We start from the raw sequence: 20,378 nt of genomic DNA on the forward strand, positions 1-20,378 counted from the left end.
GTGATTCGTGGAGAGGCTGGGCGGAGCAACGGCAAACGACACCTTTGGGAGCTGACATGGCCATCGAGCGAACCGCGGTCAACCCGTGGACCTGGTCCACGGAGCTGGGCTACAACCAGGGCGAACGCGTCTGCGGGCACACCCGGACCCTGTACTGCTCCGGACAGGCCGCCATGAACGCCGAGGGCGAGCCAGAGCACCCCGAGGACATGGCGGCGCAGCTGACGCTGACCCTCGACAACCTGGAAGCGGTGCTCGCCGAGGGCGGCTTGTCCCTGGCGAACCTGGTCCGGCTCAACGTCTACACCACCGACGTCGACCGGCTCTTCGAGCACTACGGCGTCCTCGCCGCCAGGCTGGGCGCCGCAGGCGCGGCCCCGTCCACCACGATGCTCGGCGTGACCCGCCTGGCCGTCCCGAGCCTGATCGTCGAACTCGAGGGCACCGCCGTGGCGTAATCCGGCCCGTAGAACACCACGGGGCCCGAATCTCAGTCGAGATTCGGGCCCCGCTGACCACAGCGGGGGTCTGGGGGTCGTCCCCCAGGAGAAACAGCGGAACGACCCGGCGAGCGCGATCACGCGCGAGCAGGGTCGTTCCAGAGCCAAGTAGCGGGGGTCTGGGGGCCGTCCCCCAGGAGAAACAGCGGAACGACCCGGCGAGCGCGATCACGCGCGAGCAGGGTCGTTCCAGAGCGGAGTGGAGCCAAGGAGATTCGAACTCCTGGCCTCCGGTATGCAAAACCGGCGCTCTGCCAACTGAGCTATGGCCCCTCCAGACCGGGGATGGATCCCTGGTCACCTGGAGAGCATACCCGCATCGGAAAGCTGCCTCGGTCACGGAGCGGGAAAACCCGGGGTCCGGGGGCTGCCAGGGACCCGATGCAGCACAAAGCCGTGGGTCGCACCACGGGATTGTCGGCCCACCCACGTCTTCGTGTCACTCTCAAACGGACGCTCGGTGACACACGCGGGTGTACACCGTCGACCCGTTGGAAACCTCCCGGCCCCCTCACGGTGGCCGTTGGGATCCGCTGATCAGCTCTCGCTGGCCGCGGTGGCTTCCGTCCACAGGTCGAGCTCGGCACGGTCCGCCTGGATCTTGCGGTAGACGGCGAAAGCCCCGAGGGCCACCAGCGCCAGAACGATGATCTTCTTCACTGTCCGGACCCTTTCTCTGTTGGAAAACCGGTCGTACTCACGGATGCCCGCCCGGGGGCGGGGCTCCGAGGGCAACTTTATGAGGTTGTCACCTAGCAGACTAGCAAGCCATGGCGGGCTGTCCCCGCCATGGTGGACCGATTCACACCGGCTTGTGCGCCTGATCCGTCCGGAGGCGGTTCCGTACGCTCATGTCAGCAGCGCCATCCGACGCAGAATCCCGACTGTGGCCTGCGAAGACGCGGCGATTCGTGTCAGATCCTGCCAGACCCGGCGACAGGAGCGGACTGATTCCTCGGCTTCGATGATTCCGCCGCCCTGGGTGGCCTCGACATAGGCGAGGTCGGCCTCGTCCTCCTCGAACTCCAGGATGGAGAAGGGTCCGGCCAGGCCGGCGTGCGGTCCGGCGGAGGTCGGCAGCAACTGGACCGTCACGCGTTCGGACTGGGTGGCCAGCTCGACGATCCGGCTGGCCTGGGCCCGTAAGAGGCCCAGATCGGCGGAGACGCGTTGGAGGGCGTCCTCCTCCACCACCGCGTGGTAGCGGACCAGCGAGCCGGAGTCGAGGATCTCCTGGCGTTTGAGGTGGGCGGCGACCATCCGTTCGGCAGCCCTCCCGTCGCGGCCGAGGGAGCGCGCCAGGGCGGCGGTGTAGTCCGGGGTCTGGAGCAGGTCCGGGACGAGGATGCCCGCGTAGGACTGGATGGACACCGCCCCGGCCTCGTTGCCGACGTAAGCGGAGGAGAGGACGTCCTCGTACTCGGTCCACCACGGCCGCAGCCGGGACTCGCGGACCAGGGTCAGAATGGCCTCGCGCTGTCCGCCGGTGACCCCGTAGAGGCGCAGCAGCGCGGAGATCTCCATGACCGAGGGCCATTTACGGATTCCGGTCTCGATGTGCCCGAGCTTGGCGGGCGACCACTCGAGCTCCTCCGCCACGTCGTTGAGGGTCAGGCCCGCCTGCACACGGCGGCGGCGGAGCTCGGCGGACAGTCGCCGACGGCGAACCGTGGGGCTGGTCATAACACTGATCCAATGACGCAGAGTGTCGGAGGTATCTCACCAGAGAAACACGGCATCTAGCATCTAGCAATGAGTCTCTAGAAAAGAGCGACCGTTTCGATGCATTAGGGGAGGGGCGGGATACGCGGCCCTCTGGGGAAATCCGCAGCTTTGTTACAATAAGTCACTGGAGTTGCGCACCAGGGAGTCACACGAGAGTGAGCGCCCAACGCCCTTTACTCGGGTCACGGTCCTCGGGCCACAGCAGCCCCACCGGCACCGGGACACGGTCGGGCGGGAGGGATGGGCCGGGAGTTGGGAGGAGCCGAGTACCCCGCCAATGCCCACGAGGCGCACTTTGTGACCTTGTGTCGCGTTTGCCGCATTCCACTGTTCAGGGAAGGAAAGCGCGTACGATGCTTGAGGTGCCCGTCCCGGCGGGCCTACCCGCACACGTAGAGGAAACCCATGAGCTACCCGCTTGACGACGCCGAGCAGCTGATCGCGAACGCGGAGGCCCAGATGCCTCCGAGTACCCGGTCACGCCTCATCGCGAAACTCCGTATGGGTAAGCACATCGACGACGCGGCGGGAGAGCTGGGCATCAGCCCCAAGCAGGTCTTCTCCACCGCGCGCGTCCTCAAGCCCTTCGGTGAGCAGCTCGACGCCACCCTCACCGACCAGCGCGACCCGTCCCTGCCCCACGGCAGCGTCACCGGGTACAACAAGCGCTGCCGCTGCCCCGAGTGCAGGAGCGCCCTCCAACAACGCGTCTGAACCGTTAGAACCGTTCGGGACCCGGTCCGAAACCTGGTCCCGAACACCCCGGCCCATTCCGGCCACTGCCACGACCTGCATAAACGCGCTGTTAACCCAGACTTCTCGAACCAATACGCCCTGCGGAGGCTTATGGGGCGAGAGTTCGGGGGAGACCGCTGACATGAACGAGCACGTGGACTGGTCGGCGATGAGCGAGGACGACTTCGTTGCGCTGCTGAGGCAGCTCATCGATATTCCGGAAGCCGACGAGGACTAGCGCGGGACCCCGGCGGTCCCGTACCGCCGTCCGGTCCCGTCGCTACGACGGTTCCCCTACCCCCGGTGCGTGTTCGGCGGACACGCACCTGACCGCCCCGCGCTCCTCGGAGACAGGGGCGGTAACTCCCCCGAAGGTTCCGGCGAACGCACGGCTGGTGTTCTCAGCTGTGCCCCGCCGTCACCGTCGGCCGAGTCTCCCAGCCGTGCGCGCTCGCCGCCTCACCGGTGAAGAAGGCGACCTCCCCGGAGACCCGGATCCGCACGCGCGCGCCGACCGCGGGGGCCGGATGACGGTGCGAGCGCGCCCTGACCCGCGTTCCGGAACCGTCCACCGCCAGGTAGACCACGCTGTCGTGCCCGGCGAAGACCACGTCCGCCACCCGGCCGGGGACACCCTCGTCGACGTCGACCGGCACCTCGTCCGCCAGGTCGAACTCGATGCGTTCGGGCCTCAGCACGACCGATCCCCCGCCCCGCTGGCCCTCGGTGTAGGGGGCCAGCGTTCCCAGGGCGCACTCCACCCCCGCGGAACCCAGCTCGCCCGGGATCACCACGGTCTCCCCCAGGTACTTGGCCAGCCCCGCGTCGCCAGGGCGTTCGTACACCTCACGGGGTGTCCCGCTCTGCATGATCTCGCCCTCGCGCATCAGCGCCACGCTGTCCGCGGTGGACAGCGCCTCCTCGGGGTCGTGGGTCACCAGCAGGGCGGTCACCCCGGCGGTGCGCAGTACCTGCCGTACCTCCTCCCGCAGCCCCGACCGCAGTGCGGGGTCGAGCGCGTTGAAGGGTTCGTCCAGCATGATCAGGGCCGGTTCGGGGGCCAGGGCCCGGGCCAGGGCGACCCGCTGCTGCTGACCGCCGGACAGCTCGTGCGGCATCCGAGCGGCGTACCCGGTCAGCCCCACCAGCTCCAGGACCTCCTCTGTACGGGCCCGGCGACGAGTACGGCCGCCCACCCGCTCCCGCCACCCCCGGCCCAGACCGAACGCGACGTTGCGGGCCACGGACATGTGCGGAAAGAGAGCGCCCTCCTGGGGAACCACGCCCACGCCCCGGCGCTCGGGGCGCACATGGGATCCGCGCCCCTGGGCCAGGACGCGTTCACCGATCCGGATCGTTCCGGAATCCAGCCGCTCGAACCCGGCGACCAGCCGGAGCAGGGTGGTCTTCCCGCAGCCCGACGGGCCGAGCAGGGCACCTAGCGAGCCCTCGGGAACCGACATGTCGACCCCGTGCAGCACACCGGTGCGACCGAAGGACTTCTCCGCGCCCTCGACGACGAGACCGCTCACGGGATCACCTCTCCATTGCCGTGGCCTTGCGGCCGAGTACGAACGCGGGCACCGAGGCCAGGACGATGAGCATCATCGCGTAGGGCGCCGCGGCGGCGAAGCGGCCCACGTTGGTGGCCGACCAGAGCCGCATCGCGATGGTCTCCATCCCGGTGGGGTGCAGCATCAGCGTCACCGGGAGCTCTTTCATGCAGGTCAGGAAGACGAGTGTGGCACCGGCCGCCACTCCGGGGAAGGCCAGGGGAAGCGTGATGCGGGTGAACACCTGCGGGGGAGTGCGGCCCAGCGAACGGCCGATCTCCTCCAGCCCCGGCGGGGACTGGGCGACCGCGCTGCGCACCGAGCCGACCGCCGCGGGCAGGAACAGCAGTGCGTAGGCGAAGATCAGCAGGGGGAGCTGCTGGTACAGCGCGAAGGCGTGGTTCACCGCGAAGTAGACCAGCGCCACGGCGACCACCACGCCGGGCATCGAGTAGCCCATCCAGGTGGCCCCCTCCAGCAGGCGGGGGACCCGGCCGCGGTGGCGGGCCGCGAGGATGCCGACGGGCAGCGCGAGGACCAGCGTGACAACGGCACCGGCCGCCGAGACGCCGAGCGTGGTCAGCGCGGTCTCCACCATCCGCGGCAGGTCCACCCCGGCCGAGGAGCCCCGGGCGATCCAGTAGCTGAGGCTGACCACGGGGAAGACCAGGGCGGCCGCGGCGACCAGGACGAACGGGAGCACCAGCAGAGCGCTGGCCAGCGCCCGCACGGCGGGGGCCAGACCCGGCGCACGGGTGAGTTTCGGGGGGAGCTGTTCGAGGAGTTCGGCCGACACGTCACGGGGCGGGCGAGTCCGCGTGGCACCCGATCCGACCCGGCTGAACCGAGCGCGGCCGCGGGCTCGGGCCTCGCCCCACAGCACCAGGAGGGTGACGGCGACCAGGACCGCGCTCAGCGAGGCCGCGCTGGCCATGTCGAAGCGGTTGGCGTAGTCGTTGTAGATGGCCCTGGTGATGGTGTCGTAGCGCATGGTGGCCACGGAACCGAAGTCGGAGAGTACGTACAGAGCGACCAGCAGCGAACCCGCCGCGGCCGAGGGCTGTACGTGCCGGAGCGTCACCCGGGTCAGGACGTACCAGGGGCCGCGGCCCAGGGAACGGGCCACCTCCTCCTGGTCCCGGTCGGCCAGGCTCAGGGCGGCGACCACGGGCAGGAAGACGTAGGGGTACGTGCACAGGGTGAGGACGATCGCCGAACCGACGAAACCGCGGACCTCGGGGACCGCCTCCATCCACACCATCGCGGCGACGTAGCTCGGGATGGCCAGGGGGAGCGTGGCGACCAGAGCCCAGAACCGGTTTCCGGGCAGGCGTACCCGGGACACGAGCAGGGCCAGCCCGACCCCGAGGACCAGGCAGCCCGCGGTGACGGTCGCGGTCAGGGTGAGGCTGTTGACCAGGAGTTCGACGGTCCGGCCCCGGGTGAGCGCCTCGACCAGGGAGGACGGGCCCTCCGAGAAGGCCTGGAAGAGCACGTAGAGCAGCGGCAGGACCGCCAGTACCGCCGTCGCCCCGGCCAGAAGGTACAGGGGCAGGGTGAGCGGCGGGGAGAAGGGTAGGCAGACAACACGGCCGGAGCCCCCCCTCTTCTGGGAAGGCTCCGGCTTGGTGCGTCCGTGCTGGACGTCGGTCACTCCAGGCCCGCCTCGCGGAGCATCTCGACCGTCTCGTCCAGGGAGTGCAGGTCGCTCAGATCGATGTCGGGCTGCTCGAGGGTGTCGACCTCGGGCAGGCCCTCGCCCAGTTCCACCCCGTCCACCAGCGGGTACTCAGAGGTCTCGTTGGTGAAGTAGCTCTGGGCCTCGTCGCTGAGGAGGTACTCCAGAGCGGTCTGGGCGCCCTCGGGGTTCGAGGCGTTGGCGGTGATGGCCGCACCCGCCACGTTCACCAGGCCACCGGCGTCGCCCGCGGGCAGGTAGTGCAGCTCGGAGGTGACCTCGTCCGGGGTCTCCTTCATGCGCTCGTACCAGTAGTAGTGGTTGTTGAGGCTGATGTCGATCTCGCCGGTCTCAAGCCCGTCGAGCATCGCGCGGTTGTTCTCGAAGGTCTGGACGTCGTTGGCGACCATGTCCTCCAGCCACTGCTGGGCGGCCTCCTCGCCCTCGATCACGCGCAGGCCGGTGACGAAGGCCTGGAAGCTGGCGTTGGTCGGGGCGATGCCGACCCGGCCCTCCCACTCGGGGTCGGTCAGATCCAGCACGCTGTCCGGGAGGTCGTCGACGTTCTCGGGGTTGTAGGCGATGACCCGGGAGCGGCCGGAGATGCCGACCCACTCGCCGTTGGTGGCCCGGTACTCGGCGGGCACCTGGTCGGTGATCTCGGGCGGCAGCTCCGCGAGGAGACCCTCCTGGACGAGGAAGCCGAGAGCGCCCGCGTCCTGCCCGATGAACAGGTCGGCGTTGGTGTCCTCGCCCTCGGTCTCGATCTGGTTGGCCATCTGGGCGGTGTCGCCGTAACGGACGTCGATCTCCAGGCCGGTGGACTCGCGCATCATGTCGATGAGCGGATCGATGAGCTCCTGGTCTCGACCGGAGTAGATGGTGATGGCCTCGTCGGCGTCACCGTTCTCGCCGGAGGCGGAGTCGTCGCCGCCACAGGCGGTGGCCAGCAGAGCGAAAACGGGCACCGCGACGAGCGCGAGCCTGAATCGCTGGGGGAGGGCGTTCATCGGGTTCTCCTACCGAGGTTCATGGGTATTAGACTCGGCCGGCCCGAGTACACAACGAAGGCGAGCCTAACTCAGGGAAGGCTGTCCTTACAACGTTAAACCCGACGGTAATCAACGTTTACCCTAGTGACACACATTACAAATAAGGTCAACAGTCACCATCTGCACATTAGTTCACAGGGGGAACACTGGAAACAAACAAGGGATCATCCGACAATAGGATGACCCCATGAAAAAAGAACAATACAAAAAAGGAGGAGGCCCGCTCCGAAGAACGAACCCCCTCCCCTCAAGAAAAACCGTGGCAGCGACCTACTCTCCCACCCCATCACAGAGCAGTACCATCAGCGCAAGGAGACTTAACGACCGGGTTCGGAATGAGACCGGGTGTGACCCTCCTGCTAAAACCACCACGGAAACCAACAACCACCATGACTCAACCCCGAAAGGGAATCACGACAGCCAAGCTTTCGTGAACAAGCGTGCGCGAACATCCAATTATCTGCAGCGGACAAGCCCTCGGCCTATTAGTACCGGTCAGCTCCACCCCTCACAGGGCTTCCACATCCAGCCTATCAACCCCGTCGTCTACAGGGAGCCTTACCCTCTCAAAGGAGGCAGGAGACCTCATCTCGAAGCAAGCTTCCCGCTTAGATGCTTTCAGCGGTTATCTCTCCCGAACGTAGCCAACCAGCCATGCCCTTGGCAGGACAACTGGCACACCAGAGGTTCGTCCGTCCCGGTCCTCTCGTACTAGGGACAGCCCTTCTCAAGTCTCCAACGCGCACAGCGGATAGGGACCGAACTGTCTCACGACGTTCTAAACCCAGCTCGCGTGCCGCTTTAATGGGCGAACAGCCCAACCCTTGGGACCAACTCCAGCCCCAGGATGCGACGAGCCGACATCGAGGTGCCAAACCATCCCGTCGATATGGACTCTTGGGGAAGATCAGCCTGTTATCCCCGGGGTACCTTTTAGCCGTTGAGCGACACCGCTTCCACACGCCGGTGCCGGATCACTAGTCCCAGCTTTCGCTCCTGCTCGACACGTCCGTCTCACAGTCAAGCTCCCTTGTGCACTTACACTCAACACCTGATTACCAACCAGGCTGAGGGAACCTTTGGGCGCCTCCGTTACTCTTTGGGAGGCAACCGCCCCAGTTAAACTACCCACCAGACACTGTCCCCGAACCGGATCACGGTCCAAAGTTAGATGCCCGAAACAGTCAGAGTGGTATTTCACCAACGCCTCCACCGCCACTAGCGTGACAGCTTCACCGGCTCCCACCTATCCTACACAAACCATCCCAAACACCAATGTCAAGCTATAGTGAAGGTCCCGGGGTCTTTCCGTCCTGCTGCGCGAAACGAGCATCTTTACTCGTAGTGCAATTTCACCGGGCCCATGGTTGAGACAGTGGGGAAGTCGTTACGCCATTCGTGCAGGTCGGAACTTACCCGACAAGGAATTTCGCTACCTTAGGATGGTTATAGTTACCACCGCCGTTTACTGGCGCTTAGATTCCTAGCTTCGCCGGGGCGAACCCCAACTAACCAGTCCTCTTAACGTTCCAGCACCGGGCAGGCGTCAGTCCGTATACAGCGTCTTACGACTTCGCACGGACCTGTGTTTTTAATAAACAGTCGCTTCCCCCCGCTATCTGCGACCCCACCCAGCTCAGGATGCAAGATCCGTCACCAGACAGGGCTCCCCTTCTCCCAAAGTTACGGGGACAATTTGCCGAGTTCCTTAACCATGGTTCACCCGAACGCCTCGGTATTCTCTACCTGACCACCTGCGTCGGTTTAGGGTACTGGCCACACACGAACTCGCTAGAGGCTTTTCTCGACAGCATGGGATCACTCACTTCACCGAAAACGGCTCGGCATCACGTCTCAACCTTCATGAGAGGCGGATTTGCCTACCCCTCGGCCTACACGCTTACCCCCGGACAACCACCGCCGGGTAGAGCTACCCTCCTGCGTCACCCCATCACTTACCTACTACAAGCTCGGGTCCCAGACCAGACACCAACAATCTCCCGAAGGATTTTGAAGGATCCAGCGTGGTTAGCATCACCTGATTCGGTACTGGACGCTCGTGCACGGGTACGGGAATATCAACCCGTTATCCATCGACTACGCCTGTCGGCCTCGCCTTAGGTCCAGACTCACCCTGGGCGGATTAACCTGCCCCAGGAACCCTTAGTCAATCGGCGGCAACGTTTCTCACGTTGCTTTCGCTACTCATGCCTGCATTCTCACTCGCACACCCTCCACCACTCGATCACTCGGCAGCTTCACTGGATGCACGACGCTCCCCTACCAACCCAGTCCCTAAGGACTGAACTTCACAGCTTCGGCGGTGTACTTAAGCCCCGCTACATTATCGGCGCAGAACCACTTGACCAGTGAGCTATTACGCACTCTTTAAAGGATGGCTGCTTCTAAGCCAACCTCCTGGTTGTCTCAGCAACTCCACAACCTTTCCCACTTAGCACACGCTTAGGGGCCTTAGCTGATGATCTGGGCTGTTTCCCTCTCGACTACGAAGCTTATCCCCCGCAGTCTCACTGCCACGCTTCACTTAACCGGCATTCGGAGTTTGTCTGACGTCAGTAACCTTGTAGGGCCCATCAGCCAAACAGTAGCTCTACCTCCAGCAAGAAACACGTGACGCTGCACCTAAATGCATTTCGGGGAGAACCAGCTATCACGGAGTTTGATTGGCCTTTCACCCCTACCCACACCTCATCCCCCAGATTTTCAACTCTGGTGGGTTCGGGCCTCCACGAGGTCTTACCCCCGCTTCACCCTGGACATGGGTAGATCACTCCGCTTCGGGTCCACAGCATGCGACTCAAACGCCCTATTCAGACTCGGTTTCCCTACGGCTACCCCACCCGGGTTAACCTCGCCACACACCATGACTCGCAGGCTCATTCTTCAAAAGGCACGCCATCACCAAAGACAAGCTTCAGCTCTGACGGCTTGACAGCACACGGTTTCAGGTACTATTTCACGACCCCTCACCGGGGCACTTTTCACCTTTCCCTCACGGTACTAGTGCACTATCGGTCATCAGGACGTATTTTGGCTTAGCAGGTGGTCCTGCCAGATTCACACGGAATTTCTCGGGCTCCGCGCTACTCGGGAGAACATCAACACCTAGACTCTTCCTTCACCTACGGGACTCTCACCCACTCCGGTACCGCTTCCCAACGGATTCAGCTAGAAAAATCATCGGCGCTCCAGGCCGACAGACCTGAAAAGATGCATCCCACAACCCCGCACACGCAACGACTGCCGTCTATCACACGCATGCGGTTTAGCCTCTTCCCCGTTCGCTCACCACTACTAGGAGAATCACTGTTGTTTACTCTTCCTACGGGTACTGAGATGTTTCACTTCCCCGCGTCACCACCAACTACCCTATACATTCAGGTAGCGGCAACCCGACACAACTCGGGCTAGGTTTCCCCATTCGGACACCCGCGGATCAAAGCTCGGTTGACAGCTCCCCGCGGCCTATCGTGGCCTCCCACGTCCTTCATCGGCGCCTGATGCCAAGGCATCCACCGTGTGCCACTATCACTTGGCCACTACAGATAATAAGATGCTCGCGCACACTATTCACAAATCAAAACACCAACCACAAACCCCGATACCTCACACCAACCCGAAAGCTGGGAGTTCTCAGAGGTGGTAGCGGGAACCAACTCGACCACCCGCCCCCCGAAAGGAGCCGATGGCCGGGATTGCTTCCTCAGATACCCAACAGCGCGCCCCCCGACGCTTCTAGTCGCCAGGGGTTCAAGTCCGATTTCACTTCAGCCACTCCCGAGTCGCACCAGACCCTCAAGGCCCGGACGCTCAGGTCCACTTTCGAGTCCGACCAACAATAGGAAGCGTTGGCCTTCAAAAGACTCCTTAGAAAGGAGGTGATCCAGCCGCACCTTCCGGTACGGCTACCTTGTTACGACTTCGTCCCAATCGCCAGCCCCACCTTCACTCATTCCCTCCCCGAAGGGTTAGGCCACAAGTTTCGGGTGTTGCCGACTTTCATGACGTGACGGGCGGTGTGTACAAGGCCCGGGAACGTATTCACCGCGGCGTTGCTGATCCGCGATTACTAGCGACTCCACCTTCATGGGGTCGAGTTGCAGACCCCAATCCGAACTGAGACCGGCTTTAAGGGATTCGCTCCACCTTACGGTATCGCACGCCCATTGTACCGGCCATTGTAGCATGTTTGCAGCCCAAGACATAAGGGGCATGATGACTTGACGTCGTCCCCACCTTCCTCCGAGTTGACCCCGGCAGTCTCCTATGAGTCCCCACCATAACGTGCTGGCAACATAGAACAAGGGTTGCGCTCGTTGCGGGACTTAACCCAACATCTCACGACACGAGCTGACGACAGCCATGCACCACCTGTCACCCACCAACTAAATGACCCTGTATCTCTACAGGTCCACGGGTGATGTCAAACCTTGGTAAGGTTCTTCGCGTTGCGTCGAATTAAGCAACATGCTCCGCCGCTTGTGCGGGCCCCCGTCAATTCCTTTGAGTTTTAGCCTTGCGGCCGTACTCCCCAGGCGGGGCGCTTAATGCGTTAGCTACGGCGCGGAAACCGTGGAAAGTCCCCACACCTAGCGCCCAACGTTTACGGCATGGACTACCAGGGTATCTAATCCTGTTCGCTCCCCATGCTTTCGCTCCTCAGCGTCAGGTAAGGCCCAGAAACCCGCCTTCGCCACCGGTGTTCCTCCTGATATCTGCGCATTTCACCGCTACACCAGGAATTCCAGTTTCCCCTACCTACCTCTAGCATGCCCGTATCCACTGCAGAACCGGAGTTAAGCCCCGGTCTTTCACAGCAGACGCGACACGCCGCCTACGAGCTCTTTACGCCCAATAATTCCGGACAACGCTCGGACCCTACGTATTACCGCGGCTGCTGGCACGTAGTTAGCCGGTCCTTATTCCCCACCTACCGTCAACCCCACGAAAACGTGGAGCCTGCGTTGGTGGTAAAAGAGGTTTACAACCCGAAGGCCGTCATCCCCCACGCGGCGTCGCTGCATCAGGCTTTCGCCCATTGTGCAATATTCCCCACTGCTGCCTCCCGCAGGAGTCTGGGCCGTGTCTCAGTCCCAGTGTGGCCGGTCGCCCTCTCAGGCCGGCTACCCGTAATCGCCTTGGTAGGCCGTTACCCCACCAACAAGCTGATAGGCCGCGAGCCCATCCCTGACCGACAAAACTTTCCACCCGCCACCATGAGGTGACAGGTCATATCCGGTATTAGACGGCGTTTCCACCGCTTATCCCGGAGTCAGGGGCAGGTTGCTCACGTGTTACTCACCCGTTCGCCGCTCGTGTACCCCGAAGGGCCTTACCGCTCGACTTGCATGTGTTAAGCACGCCGCCAGCGTTCGTCCTGAGCCAGGATCAAACTCTCCATAAAGGTCAAACAACCCATCCCGGCGACCGCGAGGGTCAGCCTGGGGTGAGTAAACCTAGAAGAAATCCTGACCGATCATCTCGCGATGACCAATCAAAGGAACCCTACGCACCGAAGTGCGTCGGGGCCAAAACAAACATGGCTTAAAGAAAATCAAACACGCGCTGTTGAGTTCTCAAGAAACAATCACTCTTCCCGTACAAGCGCCGGAACCAGCTGGTTCCGTCTGCTCTTCCGCGGAAGGCTTTCTGCGTTTCGGCCGCTTTCGCGTCCGGTCCACCGCGTGAGCGGCAGATACGCTGTGTTGTGTCTTTACTTTATCAGGTGTTCCGCGCCCCGCCAAATCGGCGGTTTGTGTTGTTCCTAATCGGGGTAAAGCCCGTTGTGCCTTTCCCAGCCTAGCGTTTCCTCGGCGGTGTTTTCACCGCGTTGTTTCCGCTGGCCTGTTCGAAGCAACTCCCCGAGCCTACATGCTCCGAGTGTGTGCTCGGACCATCTCGCTTGGAAGAGGGTGTCTGTGATCGCGACCCGGTTCCGAGTCGACCCTCGCGGGCCGCTCACCGTTCCGCGGCGACCTGGAGAACATTACCCGCCGCCCCCAGCCCAAGCAAACCGGAACTCCTGTGTCACCGGTCACCGCCGCTCTCCCCCTCCGCAGCGCCCGGACCCCCGTCCCGCGAGAACGTCCCCACGCGCTCGCTCTCTCCGCCCTTCCGCGCGCGGGCGTGCGCGCGGAAACGCGCGTCCGTCTCTGGTCTCCCCGCGCCCCTCCTGTCGGCCACGACCCCGGCCAATCCTCCCGTCCCCGACCGCCCCCGTTCCCTGCCCCCGTTCCCGCCTCTCCGACCCCAGCCGTCACTACCACTCACCGCGATGACGAATCCGCACTGCCCGATTCCTCACCTCGTTGACAAAAATTCACGCCTTTCCGGATGACACGCTTCCTCAACCCGCAACCAATTCGGAACAACCTTCTCCCATTAACATCACCGCACGTCAGGGGCGCCAGAATCTGCTTCAAGATCATTGATGGGAAAGGCGGGAAAGTTCTGGAAACACCCTTGTAATTAAGCTGGGCCCGATACATGATGTGCAGCGTTACCGGAACAGGTTCTGCTCCGGTGCCGCCCCGTACGCGGGGAGGAATCAGACCAGGCCGCGTGCCGGATGTTCGGGGGGACGGCAGGCGCAGCGCGGCCATGCACCCTGGAAGGACACGCATGGACACCACATCCCCCGACGTGCTCGACGGCTCCACCGACGCCACGGAGACACCGGAGAGCCACACCAGCTGGAAGCGCTTCGCGCTCTTCTCCGTCCCGGCTGGAGCCGCCATCGGCGGCATCCTGGTGGCGATGGCCAGCGGGGCTCTCGCCGCCTCCTTCAGCATCTCCGGTCAGCAGTTCAAGATCTCCGCCGACGAGATGTACGGCGAGGGCTTCAGCCAGTTCGGCTGGATCAACGCGACCGTCCGCAATGAACCGGTTCCCACGGCGACCGCCGGCATCAGCGAGGCCGAGATCCACGGCCTGTGCCAGTCGGTGCTGACCACCGAGTTCCCCCTGGTCGGCCCGGTTTCGCTGATGCTGACCGCCGGTGACGCCGGTACCCCGGTCCAGGCCTCAGACCTGGTCATCGACATGGAGCAGATGGACGGCAACGCCCAGTTCACCAACATGGAGATCGGCCGGGACGCCTCCACCCTGGACAAGGGACCGGACGGGTTCGGTTCGGGGCGCGGCTACACCGATCTGTTCGGCATGCAGTCCGACACCATCTATGTGCAGGACCTGGAGCAGACCGCACGGGCGGCCTCCGCAGGAACCTTCAAACTGCACAACCTGAGCCTCGGTATCTCCCTCGGGGACGACGAGTGCTTCTGAGAGGAACCCGGAACCTGTGGGCCGGGTGGGGGCGGTGGCGCAAGCGGCGCCCCTTCCTGGGGGGCCTGCTGATGATCCTCGCGGGGATCGAGATGGTCCTGATCACCCAGATACCGGTCCAGATGATGGTCTACCTCGGTGTCGGTGCGGTGTCCACGCTCGTGTTCAGCGGAATGCTGGTCGTCCTCGGGCTGGTCACCTGGTTCACCCCGAACCAGCACATGATCACCGGCAGCTTCGCCGGGTTCATCGCGCTGGGCGCGCTGATCCTGTCCAACCTCGGCGGTCTCGTGATCGGAACCCTGCTGGCCCTGGCCGGAGGCGGGCTCGCCTTCGCCTGGCGGCCGGTCGCCCGGCCCCCGCGCGAACGGAGGGGTCGGCGCCGCAGGCGGGCGCAGGAACAGGAGCGGGGCACGGAGGAAGGCATGGCTGAAAGCACGGACCAGACGGACAGGACCGAGCCCCTGCCTCCGGTCGCACGGTCCGAGGGCTGACTCGCACATCGGGTCGGTTCCACCGGGCGATCGACTGATCGGCCGGGGCGTGCGGGAGCTCCTACCCCGCCCGCGTGGCCCCGGTTCCCTGTCAGGCAAGTGACGTCTACCTACGTCGGCGCGTACCCAACCCCCGTTGCGCCGGGCGTCCGCTTCGCGTGCCGCCCGGCCGCCACGCACAAGCCGCAAAAACCAAGGAGTACCCATGTCGGTTCCGCGACCGAGATCCCGCAACCGCTCCTTCCTCGCCGTCGCCGCGGCCGGAACGCTCGTCCTGGCCTGGGGCGGCACCGCCCTGGCTGCCCAGCAGGGCCCGACCACGGTCGAGCCCGCCGGGGCCGCCTTCTCCGCCGAGCTCGTCGGCTCGGCCGTCTTCACCGCCGGAGACGTCACGATCACCTGCGACGTGTCGACCAGCGCCCCGGGGGACGGCAACAACCTGGTCCCCGAAGCCCCCGACAACCACAACCCCGACGGCGCCGTCGGCGGTCCCATCAACGCCCCGGACTTCACCGACTGCACGACCAACGTCTTCCTCGTGAACGCGACCGTCACCGTGAACGACCCCGTGTGGCAGATGACGATGCGGCACGGGTCCCCCTCCGTCGCGACCATGCTGGTCCCGGCCGCGGGGATCGTGGTGAGCACGTCCGGGTTGGCCACCTGCACCGCGACGGTCAGCCCTGATGGCGACGCGCCGATCGAGGGCGAGTGGACCAACGGCGATCCCGTGTCCTCGCTGGCCTTCGACACCACGACACCGGTCTCGGTGGAGGGCGGTTTCGGCTGCCCGAACACGAACGAGGCCGGGTTCAGCGCCACCTACGCGGTGACCAACGCGGACGACCCCGCCGCTCCGATCACGGTGAGCGGCTGAACCGCTGACCCCTGTTCCTGACCGCTGAGAGGGGGCGGGGCCAGCGCGCCCGACCGTGTTGGCCCGGCCCCCGTCACTCTCCCGGGTGACAACTACGCGCGGGTAGTCACTCACCCGGTGAAGAAGAAACTCCGTGTCCGCCTCGCCTACGGTCGCAGTACTCCGTGGAGTCACGAGGCGAAGGCTCCCCGGAGGGCGCGGACCGCTTCGCCCGGACCCGTAGAACCCCGGAGACCCCATGGCGTCCCAAGCCAGCAGCCCGCCCACGCCGTCCGGCCCGTCCTCGAACGCGCCCGCTCCGTCCAAGCTGCGCCACACCCTCAGGGTGGTGCGGGTCCTGGTGAGAGCCGGGGTGCTCTCTCCCGCCCGCCCGGACAAGATCGTCCGTCAGTTGCGGGCGTTGAGGACATGGGGCGCGACCATCGCGGGCGGGTACGCCGCCGCCGGTGAGCGTGTGCCCGACCAGGTTTCGGTGGTCGACGAGGCCGGGAGCACGACCTTCGGCGAGATGAACCTGCTCGGACGCCAGCTCGCCCGCGAACTGCACCGCATGGGTGTGCGGCAGGGGTCCCGGGTGGGGCTGCTGTGCCGCAACCACGGCGGGATGGTTCAGGCAGCCGTCGCCTGTGGCCGGCTGGGCGCGGACACGGTGCTGCTGAACACCGGGCTGGCGGCCGGTCAGCTGCTGGACGTGGTGAGGCGGAACGAGGTGTCGCTGCTCATCGCGGACGCCGAGTTCGAGGAGCTGTACAAGGAGCTGCCGCCGGAGATCCCCCGGGTGACGGCGTGGGGCGAGCCGAGTGTTCCGGGGCCCCGGATCCCGACCGAGGCGAAGGACTCCGCGGAGGCGGATCCGGAGCCGCCGGAGCGGCCGGGGAAACTGATCGTGCTGACCTCGGGGACGACGGGTACACCGAAGGGCGCTCGCCGTCCCACGCCGAAGGGGCCGCAGGACGCGGCCTCGGTGCTGTCCCGGATCCCGTTGAACTCCAAGGATCGAATCCTGGTGTCGGCGCCGGTCTTCCACACCTGGGGGCTGGCCGGGCTGCAGCTGGGGATGTCGATGCGGGCGACCCTGGTCATGCGCAGGCTGTTCGAGCCGGAGGACGCGCTGCGGACGATCCAGGAGCAGCGGTGTACGGCGCTGTTCGCGGTGCCGGTGATGCTGCGGCGGATCATGGACCTGCCCCGGGAGACACGGGACCGGTACGACACCTCGTCGCTGCGGATCGTGGCGTGCAGCGGTTCGGCGATGAGCCCGCAGCTGATCAGCGACTTCATGGACGCGTTCGGGGACGTGGTCTACAACCTCTACGGGTCGACGGAGGTGTCATGGGCGACCATCGCGACCCCGCAGGACCTGCGGTTGGCACCGACCACCGCGGGGCGGCCGCCGCTGGGGACCCGGATCGCGGTGCTCGACGACCGGGGCGAGGAGGTAGCGCGGGGGAGCAAGGGCGCGATCCACGTCGGCAACGAGATGCTCTTCGACGGCTACACCAACGGCAACACCAAGCGGATGGCCGACGGGCTGATGGAGACCGGCGACCGGGGTTACGTCGACGCGCACGGGTTGCTGCACGTGGCCGGACGGGACGACGACATGATCGTCTCGGGTGGTGAGAACGTCTTCCCCCGTCCGGTGGAGGAGGCGATCGTGACGATGCCCGCGGTGCGGGAGGTGGTGGTGACCGGTGTCCCGGACGAGGAGTTCGGGCAGCGGTTCGCGGCCTACGTGGTGCCGTATGAGGGTTCCTCAGTGGACCCGAACGAGCTCCGGATGCACGTGCGCGAGGTGCTGGGCCGGTTCTCGGTGCCGCGTGACGTGGTGGTGCTGGGGGAGCTGCCGCGCAACGCCACCGGGAAGGTGGTCAAGCGGCGGCTGCCGAGCAGTCTGCCGAAGCAGGAGTAGCGGCGCGGCCCGCTTCCGCGGCCAGCCGCCACGAACCTCGATGTTCGCGTGACGACGCCGGTGCCGCAGCGCGTCGGCGTCGTCGTGTACTCGCCTGCAACCCTCTGTCCCCGTTGTCCATTTTTCACTCGTGCGCAAGGTAATTGTGGGCTTTGACATCGGGTGCGTGGTTACTACGATGATGACTGATGCCCGAGCGACCCCCCGCCCCCGTGGGCGACTTCGAACTTCCGGCAGTCGACGAGCAGATGTGCTTCGCGCTGTACGCGGCCTCGCGTGCCGTCACGAACCTCTACCGCCCGCTGCTGGACCCGCTCGGCCTGACCTACCCGCAGTATCTCGTGATGATGCTCCTGTGGGAACGCGGGGAGTGCGCGGTCAAGGAGATCGGTGCGGTGCTGCAGCTCGACTACGGCACGCTCACCCCGCTGCTCAAACGCCTGGAGACCAACGGCCTCCTGCGACGGGACCGCGACCCCGCCGACGAACGCTCGGTGCTGGTGACCACCACCGAGGAGGGGGCCGCGCTGCGAGCGCGCACCCGGGGCATCCCGGAGGCCATCGGGCGGGTCATCGACCTCCCTGAGGAGGAGTTCGAGGCCACCAGACTCGCGTTGCGGCGGCTGACCTCCCACGTGCTGGCGGGCGAGGCCCGCGTCAGCGAGGAGACCTAGGGCGACCCCACCGCGTGGGCGCCGTTCGGAGGAGGGGCACCACGGGGGTCGTGCCCGCCCCGGGACCAGGGGAGGGGAAACCGTGCGGGCGGGCTGGAAAGCCCGCCCGCACCGGCTTTTCCGGGGTTCTTCGGGTTACCGTGGTCACATGTCGATATGGGCGTCAGACAACCGCAACGGCCACGTCCGCGAGGCCCTGACCCTCCTGCTGTCCCAGGGGGTGATCGACGACTTCCGGATCCGTCCGGACGACGAGTTCCCCTTCCGGGTTCAGGTGCCGGCCGGGATCATCCCGATGACCGAGCATCAGGCCGCGCACTTCGCCCTGGGCGCCGCGACCGCGCACTTCGGCGACCTGGCCCGCGACGGAGCGCCCTAGCAGCCGCCCGGGGTGAGCTCCCAGTAGCCCGGTACGGTCTCGGTCACCGAGGTCGTGACCGCGACGTTCCAGAGTCCGAGCAGGTCGTCGGAGCCCAGAGCGTAGGCGTTTCCGACCCGGTGTTCGGCGCGTCCGTCGCTGACGTGCGCGTAGTTGCTGGCGGTCACGCACTCACCGGCGGGCGGGTCCGTGGGCTCCTCCGTCGGCGGGTCCGTGGGCTCCTCCGTGGGCGGGTCGGTCGGTTCCTCCGTGGGCGGGTCGGTGGGCTCTCCGCCGGCAGGGCCCCCGATGCCCCAGAACTGGGCGGTGTAGCCGGTGGAGCAGACGGTGTCGAGGAAGTAGGCGCCCGCCGTTCCGCAGCCCGCGGGCGGGTCGACGGGGGTGCCGTGGCCCATTCCGGAGACGGAGAAGTACGCGACCGCCGCGTCGCCCGCGCCGCCACCGTAGTACTCGGCCGTGGTGGAGCCGGGCAGGCTCACCGTGCTGTCGGGGGTGGTGGGCAGATCCCACGCGTTCACCCACTGGGCCGTGCTGGCGTCGCCGTTGGCCGGGGCCACCGTGGTGTCCGACGTGCCGTGCCAGACCGCCACCCGGGGCAGGCCGGCGCCGTCGGGGAGTTTGGCGCGGACCCGGTCGCCCCACTGCTCGGGTGTCTGGGTCTTGCCGGGGTTCATGCAGATGAAGGCGTCGACCATGCTGGTGGCGCAGCCGACCGGGATGCCCGCGACGATACTGCCGCCCGCGAAGAGGTCGGGGTAGGCGGCGAGGAGTTCGGCGGCCATGGCGCCTCCCGCGGACAGACCCGAGACGTACACCCGGTCGGCGTCCAGGCCGTGTTCAGCGACGGCGTGCCGCACCATCGAGGCCACCGACTGCGCCTCCCCGGAGCCCCGGGCCACGTCGCCGGACTCGAACCAGTTGAAGCAGCCGGTGGCGTTGTTGGCTCTGCTCTGTTCGGCGTAGACGAGGGCGAGGCCGGACTCCTCGGCCTGTTCGGCCCAGCCGGAGTGCCGGTGGTAGGCGGCGGCGTCCTGGGCGCAGCCGTGCAGGAGCACGACCAGGGGAGCACCCGCGGGGAGGGCGTCGGGTACGTACTCGTACATGGCGAGGTTGCCGGGGTCGGCGCCGAAGGAGGGCACCGGGGCGAGTTCGGCGGCCGAGGCGCGCGGCGCGGCGACGACCAGGGCGGCCGCGGTCAGCAGCAGGACGGCGGCCAGGACGAGAAGTACGGGCAGGGGTCTCAGGGCTGGGGAGTGAGTGGGGGAGTGCATGGTGCGGCTCCGGGATCGGACGGTGAGCGGGGGGAGGTTCGGCCGAACCGGTGCCCCGAAGCCTAGAGTCGAAGTGGCCCGCGCACCATGTAGGAGGGACTCTGGTCACCTACCCCTGGCCCGTGGGAAGTCCACAGTCGCCTTTCCCCGCATGGGCGAGGGCCACATGTGCGCCGCCGGGGGTGTGTTCCCATGCCCTATCCCCCGGGATGCGGGCCCGGCC

At 65.8% G+C, this 20,378-nt stretch carries 14 protein-coding genes, 1 tRNA gene and 3 rRNA genes; 8 read left to right on the plus strand and 10 right to left on the minus strand.

All coding sequences use genetic code 11. The annotated features are described in order from the left end of the window. Positions 1 to 62 precede the first annotated feature (62 nt). Positions 63 to 458, plus strand: coding sequence for a RidA family protein (locus HNR07_RS24500; protein ID WP_184372598.1), 396 nt, complete (start codon positions 63 to 65; stop codon positions 456 to 458). A gap of 242 nt (positions 459 to 700) precedes the next feature. On the opposite strand, the gene HNR07_RS24505 is transcribed toward HNR07_RS24500, so the two are convergent. From HNR07_RS24505 to HNR07_RS24510, 3 genes are all read right to left on the minus strand, one after another. Beyond that, a tRNA-Ala gene (locus HNR07_RS24505) sits at positions 701 to 773 on the minus strand. Positions 774 to 1,037: 264 nt separating this feature from the next. After that, positions 1,038 to 1,160 (minus strand): DLW-39 family protein, encoded by a 123-nt coding sequence (locus HNR07_RS35945; protein WP_014912962.1) that lies wholly within the window; start codon positions 1,158 to 1,160, stop codon positions 1,038 to 1,040. Positions 1,161 to 1,349: 189 nt separating this feature from the next. After that, the gene (locus HNR07_RS24510; RefSeq protein WP_184366977.1) at positions 1,350 to 2,183 is read right to left on the minus strand and encodes a helix-turn-helix domain-containing protein; all 834 of its coding nucleotides are present in this window, start codon (positions 2,181 to 2,183) and stop codon (positions 1,350 to 1,352) included. Positions 2,184 to 2,630: 447 nt separating this feature from the next. Here HNR07_RS24510 and HNR07_RS24515 point away from each other — a divergent pair, with 447 nt between their 5' ends. After that, positions 2,631 to 2,939, plus strand: coding sequence for a hypothetical protein (locus HNR07_RS24515; RefSeq protein ID WP_017584205.1), 309 nt, complete (start codon positions 2,631 to 2,633; stop codon positions 2,937 to 2,939). Positions 2,940 to 3,361: 422 nt separating this feature from the next. On the opposite strand, the gene HNR07_RS24520 is transcribed toward HNR07_RS24515, so the two are convergent. The 6 genes from HNR07_RS24520 to HNR07_RS24545 all read right to left on the minus strand — a co-directional run bounded on the left by HNR07_RS24520 (position 3,362) and on the right by HNR07_RS24545 (position 12,668). Then, a complete protein-coding gene (locus HNR07_RS24520; RefSeq protein ID WP_184366978.1) occupies positions 3,362 to 4,492 on the minus strand; it encodes an ABC transporter ATP-binding protein in 1,131 nt (376 codons plus the stop codon). Positions 4,493 to 4,496: 4 nt separating this feature from the next. Continuing rightward, a complete protein-coding gene (locus HNR07_RS24525; RefSeq protein WP_184366979.1) occupies positions 4,497 to 6,167 on the minus strand; it encodes an ABC transporter permease in 1,671 nt (556 codons plus the stop codon). Continuing rightward, positions 6,164 to 7,201, minus strand: a complete 1,038-nt coding sequence (locus HNR07_RS24530) for an iron ABC transporter substrate-binding protein (RefSeq protein WP_184366980.1) — start codon at positions 7,199 to 7,201, stop codon at positions 6,164 to 6,166. The genes HNR07_RS24525 and HNR07_RS24530 overlap by 4 nt, the downstream gene beginning before the upstream one ends. Positions 7,202 to 7,500: 299 nt before the next feature. After that, positions 7,501 to 7,616: ribosomal RNA gene (gene rrf, locus HNR07_RS24535) — 5S ribosomal RNA — on the minus strand. A 91-nt stretch (positions 7,617 to 7,707) separates the two neighbouring features. Further along, positions 7,708 to 10,803, minus strand: a 23S ribosomal RNA gene (locus HNR07_RS24540). 332 nt (positions 10,804 to 11,135) lie between these two features. Further along, a 16S ribosomal RNA gene (locus HNR07_RS24545) occupies positions 11,136 to 12,668 on the minus strand. The 16S, 23S and 5S rRNA genes sit together here, the layout of an rRNA operon. 1,217 nt (positions 12,669 to 13,885) lie before the next feature. Between HNR07_RS24545 and HNR07_RS24550 the strand changes: the two genes are divergently transcribed. The 6 genes from HNR07_RS24550 (at position 13,886) to HNR07_RS24575 (ending at position 18,884) form a co-directional block, all read left to right on the plus strand. Then, positions 13,886 to 14,548 carry a DUF6230 family protein gene (locus HNR07_RS24550; RefSeq protein WP_184366981.1) on the plus strand — a complete coding sequence of 221 codons (663 nt, stop codon included), beginning with the start codon at positions 13,886 to 13,888 and terminating at the stop codon, positions 14,546 to 14,548. Beyond that, positions 14,539 to 15,042: a DUF6114 domain-containing protein gene (locus HNR07_RS24555; RefSeq protein WP_312893969.1), complete on the plus strand. Its 504-nt coding sequence runs from the start codon at positions 14,539 to 14,541 to the stop codon at positions 15,040 to 15,042. Before HNR07_RS24550 ends, HNR07_RS24555 begins: the two co-directional genes overlap by 10 nt. A 205-nt stretch (positions 15,043 to 15,247) precedes the next feature. Then, positions 15,248 to 15,919 (plus strand): hypothetical protein, encoded by a 672-nt coding sequence (locus HNR07_RS24560; RefSeq protein ID WP_184366982.1) that lies wholly within the window; start codon positions 15,248 to 15,250, stop codon positions 15,917 to 15,919. Between the two features lie 238 nt (positions 15,920 to 16,157). Continuing rightward, on the plus strand, positions 16,158 to 17,831 hold the full coding sequence (locus HNR07_RS24565) for an AMP-binding protein (RefSeq protein ID WP_184366983.1): 1,674 nt from the start codon (positions 16,158 to 16,160) through the stop codon (positions 17,829 to 17,831). A gap of 188 nt (positions 17,832 to 18,019) precedes the next feature. Continuing rightward, positions 18,020 to 18,505, plus strand: coding sequence for a MarR family winged helix-turn-helix transcriptional regulator (locus tag HNR07_RS24570; RefSeq protein WP_184366984.1), 486 nt, complete (start codon positions 18,020 to 18,022; stop codon positions 18,503 to 18,505). Between the two features lie 148 nt (positions 18,506 to 18,653). Beyond that, positions 18,654 to 18,884: a hypothetical protein gene (locus tag HNR07_RS24575; protein ID WP_184366985.1), complete on the plus strand. Its 231-nt coding sequence runs from the start codon at positions 18,654 to 18,656 to the stop codon at positions 18,882 to 18,884. Here HNR07_RS24575 and HNR07_RS24580 read toward each other — a convergent pair. Next, positions 18,881 to 20,155 carry an extracellular catalytic domain type 1 short-chain-length polyhydroxyalkanoate depolymerase gene (locus HNR07_RS24580; RefSeq protein WP_184366986.1) on the minus strand — a complete coding sequence of 425 codons (1,275 nt, stop codon included), beginning with the start codon at positions 20,153 to 20,155 and terminating at the stop codon, positions 18,881 to 18,883. The genes HNR07_RS24575 and HNR07_RS24580 overlap by 4 nt on opposite strands. Positions 20,156 to 20,378: the final 223 nt, after the last annotated feature.

The organism is Nocardiopsis metallicus (genome assembly GCF_014201115.1).
Classification (GTDB): Bacteria; Actinomycetota; Actinomycetes; order Streptosporangiales; family Streptosporangiaceae; genus Nocardiopsis; species Nocardiopsis metallicus.

Coding starts and splice junctions, on each gene's coding strand:
- HNR07_RS24510 (WP_184366977.1), bottom strand. CDS start 2,183: ATGACCAGCCCCACGGTTCGCCGTCGGCGACTGTCCGCCGAGCTCCGC.
- HNR07_RS24515 (WP_017584205.1), top strand. CDS start 2,631: ATGAGCTACCCGCTTGACGACGCCGAGCAGCTGATCGCGAACGCGGAG.
- HNR07_RS24530 (WP_184366980.1), bottom strand. CDS start 7,201: ATGAACGCCCTCCCCCAGCGATTCAGGCTCGCGCTCGTCGCGGTGCCC.
- HNR07_RS24550 (WP_184366981.1), top strand. CDS start 13,886: ATGGACACCACATCCCCCGACGTGCTCGACGGCTCCACCGACGCCACG.
- HNR07_RS24560 (WP_184366982.1), top strand. CDS start 15,248: ATGTCGGTTCCGCGACCGAGATCCCGCAACCGCTCCTTCCTCGCCGTC.
- HNR07_RS24565 (WP_184366983.1), top strand. CDS start 16,158: ATGGCGTCCCAAGCCAGCAGCCCGCCCACGCCGTCCGGCCCGTCCTCG.
- HNR07_RS24570 (WP_184366984.1), top strand. CDS start 18,020: ATGCCCGAGCGACCCCCCGCCCCCGTGGGCGACTTCGAACTTCCGGCA.
- HNR07_RS24575 (WP_184366985.1), top strand. CDS start 18,654: ATGTCGATATGGGCGTCAGACAACCGCAACGGCCACGTCCGCGAGGCC.
- HNR07_RS24580 (WP_184366986.1), bottom strand. CDS start 20,155: ATGCACTCCCCCACTCACTCCCCAGCCCTGAGACCCCTGCCCGTACTT.